General features: G+C 24.4%; 4 protein-coding genes and 2 tRNA genes. 2 read left to right on the plus strand and 4 right to left on the minus strand.

All coding sequences use genetic code 11. The features are described from left to right. Window positions 1–345 (plus strand): MlaA family lipoprotein (locus AMN80_RS01820; RefSeq protein ID WP_143323373.1); only part of this gene is annotated, 345 nt, incomplete at its 5' end. A gap of 10 nt (window positions 346–355) precedes the next feature. Further along, window positions 356–952 carry an MlaC/ttg2D family ABC transporter substrate-binding protein gene (locus tag AMN80_RS01825; protein ID WP_075520312.1) on the plus strand — a complete coding sequence of 199 codons (597 nt, stop codon included), beginning with the start codon at window positions 356–358 and terminating at the stop codon, window positions 950–952. Between the two features lie 31 nt (window positions 953–983). Here the strand turns inward: AMN80_RS01825 and AMN80_RS01830 are convergent. The 4 genes from AMN80_RS01830 to AMN80_RS01845 all read right to left on the minus strand — a co-directional run. Beyond that, a tRNA-Ile gene (locus tag AMN80_RS01830) sits at window positions 984–1060 on the minus strand. 51 nt (window positions 1061–1111) lie between these two features. Continuing rightward, window positions 1112–1186 (minus strand) — tRNA-Val (locus tag AMN80_RS01835). A 35-nt stretch (window positions 1187–1221) separates the two neighbouring features. Beyond that, window positions 1222–2481: an O-antigen ligase family protein gene (locus AMN80_RS01840; protein WP_075520313.1), complete on the minus strand. Its 1260-nt coding sequence runs from the start codon at window positions 2479–2481 to the stop codon at window positions 1222–1224. A 185-nt stretch (window positions 2482–2666) separates the two neighbouring features. Next, a partial coding sequence (locus AMN80_RS01845) for an NAD-dependent epimerase/dehydratase family protein (RefSeq protein ID WP_143323374.1) occupies window positions 2667–3255 on the minus strand: 589 nt, incomplete at its 5' end.

Here is a 3255-nt window from a genome sequence, read left to right on the forward strand (position 1 = left end):
AGAGAAGGTTGTTACTTAGTGTGGCCAGTACTTGGTCCATCAACCGTGAGGGATACTTTTGGCTCTTTAGTTTCAATGAGCGGTGGAGATGCATGGTATAACGTGACTGTTAAAAACGATACACAATACTTTAAAGAATCTGATTATTATTACTCTAAATTAACAGAGGGTGTAGATTTCAGAGCAAAAAATTTAGAGACTTTTGATAGCTTAGAAAAAACCTCTGTAGATTTTTATGCAACTGTAAGAAGTTTGTATCTCCAGGATAGAAATAGAAAGATCAAAAATCTTAAGATTAAGACTGATACTTTAGATGACAGCGACTGGGACTCATTAGATAAATAATCAGCAAAATATGAAAAATTTAAGAATAAAAATAATTATTTTTACGTTATTTTTTTTTATTAATTTAAATTCAAATTCTATAGCAAATGTATCGTCTAATTTTATTAATGATATCACTACCAGAGCTAGTAATATTTTGTCCAGCCAAGATACTGAGGAATTTAAAATCCAAGAACTTATTAAAATTGGAGAAAACTCAGTTGATATAGATGGTATCGGATTTTATACTTTAGGTAAACATAGAAAAAATCTAAATGATGTTCAAAAAGACGAATTTAAAAAAATTTTTCGAAAATATTTCCTCAAAAGTTTTTCAACAAGATTGGTTGAGTATAAAGAGGCAAAAATTGTTGTAATTTCTGAAGATGTTAAAAATGATAAATATACAATTGTAAAAAGTAAGCTTTTAGCAACATCAAATAGACCAGAAGTTGCTATCGACTGGAGGGTTTATACAAAAGATCCATCAAAACCATTGATAAGAGACTTAATTATCGAAGGACTTAGTTTAGCTAGAACCCAAAGAGAGGAATTTAATTCTATAATTATGAATAATGATGGTAATATAAGTGCTCTTTTTATTAGTTTAAAAGAGTTTAATAAATAATCTGAAAATAATTTGTAAACAAAAACAGATTTGGTGGGCCCGCCAGGACTCGAACCTGGGACCAATACATTATGAGTGTACTGCTCTAACCAACTGAGCTACAGGCCCTTAATTAATTTTATTTATATCAAAAAAAAAGTTTTTTCAATTTTAATATTGTGGTGGGCCGTGTTGGTTACGCTCCAACTACCCCTGCAATGTCAATGCAGTACTCTACTATTGAGCTAACGGCCCTAAATTTAAAAACAATCAAAAATTTTTTATTAACATTATTTTTTAAAAAAAACATTCGTTTTTTTATTTACAGCGTACATTATGGATAAGTTTAAAATAAACAAGCTTATATTGAAATCGCTAAAAAATGAACCTGATGGTATAAGTGGTAAAAAATTAGTAATTAAAAAAGTAAAGGCACCAATTTGTAAATAATTTTGTGAGAGAATAATGACTTTTAAATATTGAAAAATTAGTGCAAAGAATACAGATAGCAATAAAAAGGTTCCAACTAGTCCATGTTCTGATAAAAATTCAAAATAAATTTGATGAGGATGAGTAAGGCAATAATAATTATTTTTCTTTGCTTTTTCTTTTTCACCGCATGTTTCTATTCTATAATTTTTATTACCGACCCCTATTAAAGGATGATTTTTGAAAACTGCGAAACCTGACTTATAAAGTTTTATGTAAATATTATTCTCTAAATTTTGAAATTTTTTTTCTGTAAAAATATTTAAAAGAATTTGTCCATAATATCTATTTTTAAGATAGTCAGAACTAATTACTGTTATTATAATTATTGTCGGTAAAATAATTAAATAAACAAACTTTGATTTTAAATCAAAAATATCAATTAGGTATATAAACAATAACAAACCAAATACAGCTTTTATAGCATTAGATCTTTCACCTGTAATTAATATTGAAAAGATAAATATTAATACTATGACTAAAAATATTATATTTCTAAATTTTTTTTTTTTTATAATCTCCAATACTTGACCCAATATTAAAAACATAAAACCATTTAAAAAAGCACCTGCTATTGGTTCATCTTTAAAAAAGCTTACAACTCTAGGTCCATGAGGCTGCTCAATACCATCTATAGAAATTGCGCCCCATCCGAAAATGTTAGCTCCAGTAATTCTCTCAAAATTAACATCAAAAACGAAAATTAAAAAAATTATTGTCCAAAAATAAAATATTCTCAAATTTTTTTTTTCAATATAAAATAAGTAATTAATTGCCAAAAATAATATTATAAACCTAATAAAACCAAAATTTCTTAATACGCTAGTTTCAAAGTTTAAAGAGATGAAAGTATTTAATATAAGATAGAAATATAAAATTAAAAAAATCTTAATGGTGTTATTTTTCAGTAAATATTTAAAATGATCGTATTTAAAAAAAAAATATAAATATACAACACCTAACAACACAATATTAACAATAGAGACGGCTGATCCAATAATTATAGATATAGGTAAAAATGTTAGTAAAATAAAAAAAATATTATCTTGTATAATTTTCATGTGGTAGGCATTAAAATTAATTACTCAATGTTATCATAAGAAAGTATTTCTTTGCCAAAAAATATTATCCTTTTTAAAAAATTTTCAAAACAAATCAATTTATTTTCAATGTGCGCGTACTTCATTACATTTTAGCTATAAAACTTTTTATTCCAACTACAAGTAATTTATTACTCATTAGTAAATTATGTTATTTTATGAATTTTATTTTTATTATACCAATTTATTGTTTTCATGAGAGTTTTGTCAAAATTACTGAACTTAAAATTTTTAAGTAATTTTTTTATTTTGTAATTATCACCATGTGTTGTTTTTGCTTCAATTTTTTTTAAAATTTTTGAATAAACAGGAATATATTTAAAATCTTTGAAAATAGAGTTAATTTTTTTTATTACTTGAATAATTTTAATAGGTTTATTCGAACATATATTAAAAATATAGTAATTATTTTTTAATTTTAACTTATTAATTTTTAGTAAAATTTTTATAACATCTCCTATATAAGTAAAATCACGATAATGACTCCCATTTTCGTTTAAATAAAATTTTTTGTTATCCATATTACTTTTAAGATATTTAAAAATTAACATATCTGGACGTCCCCATTCACCAAAAACCGTAAATAACCTAAAACCTATTATTTGCAAATTAAACAACTTACTAAATGTTTTTGCTGTAATTTCATTAATATACTTAGAAAAACCATAGAAGTTTTTTGTATTTAATTTAATATTTTCTTTAATAGGAAGTTTTTTTTGATCACCATAAATTGAA

It is taken from the genome of Candidatus Pelagibacter communis, assembly GCF_001179985.1.
Classification (GTDB): domain Bacteria; phylum Pseudomonadota; class Alphaproteobacteria; order Pelagibacterales; family Pelagibacteraceae; genus Pelagibacter; species Pelagibacter ubique_J.

Coding starts and splice junctions, on each gene's coding strand:
- AMN80_RS01825 (WP_075520312.1), top strand. CDS start 356: ATGAAAAATTTAAGAATAAAAATAATTATTTTTACGTTATTTTTTTTT.
- AMN80_RS01840 (WP_075520313.1), bottom strand. CDS start 2,481: ATGAAAATTATACAAGATAATATTTTTTTTATTTTACTAACATTTTTA.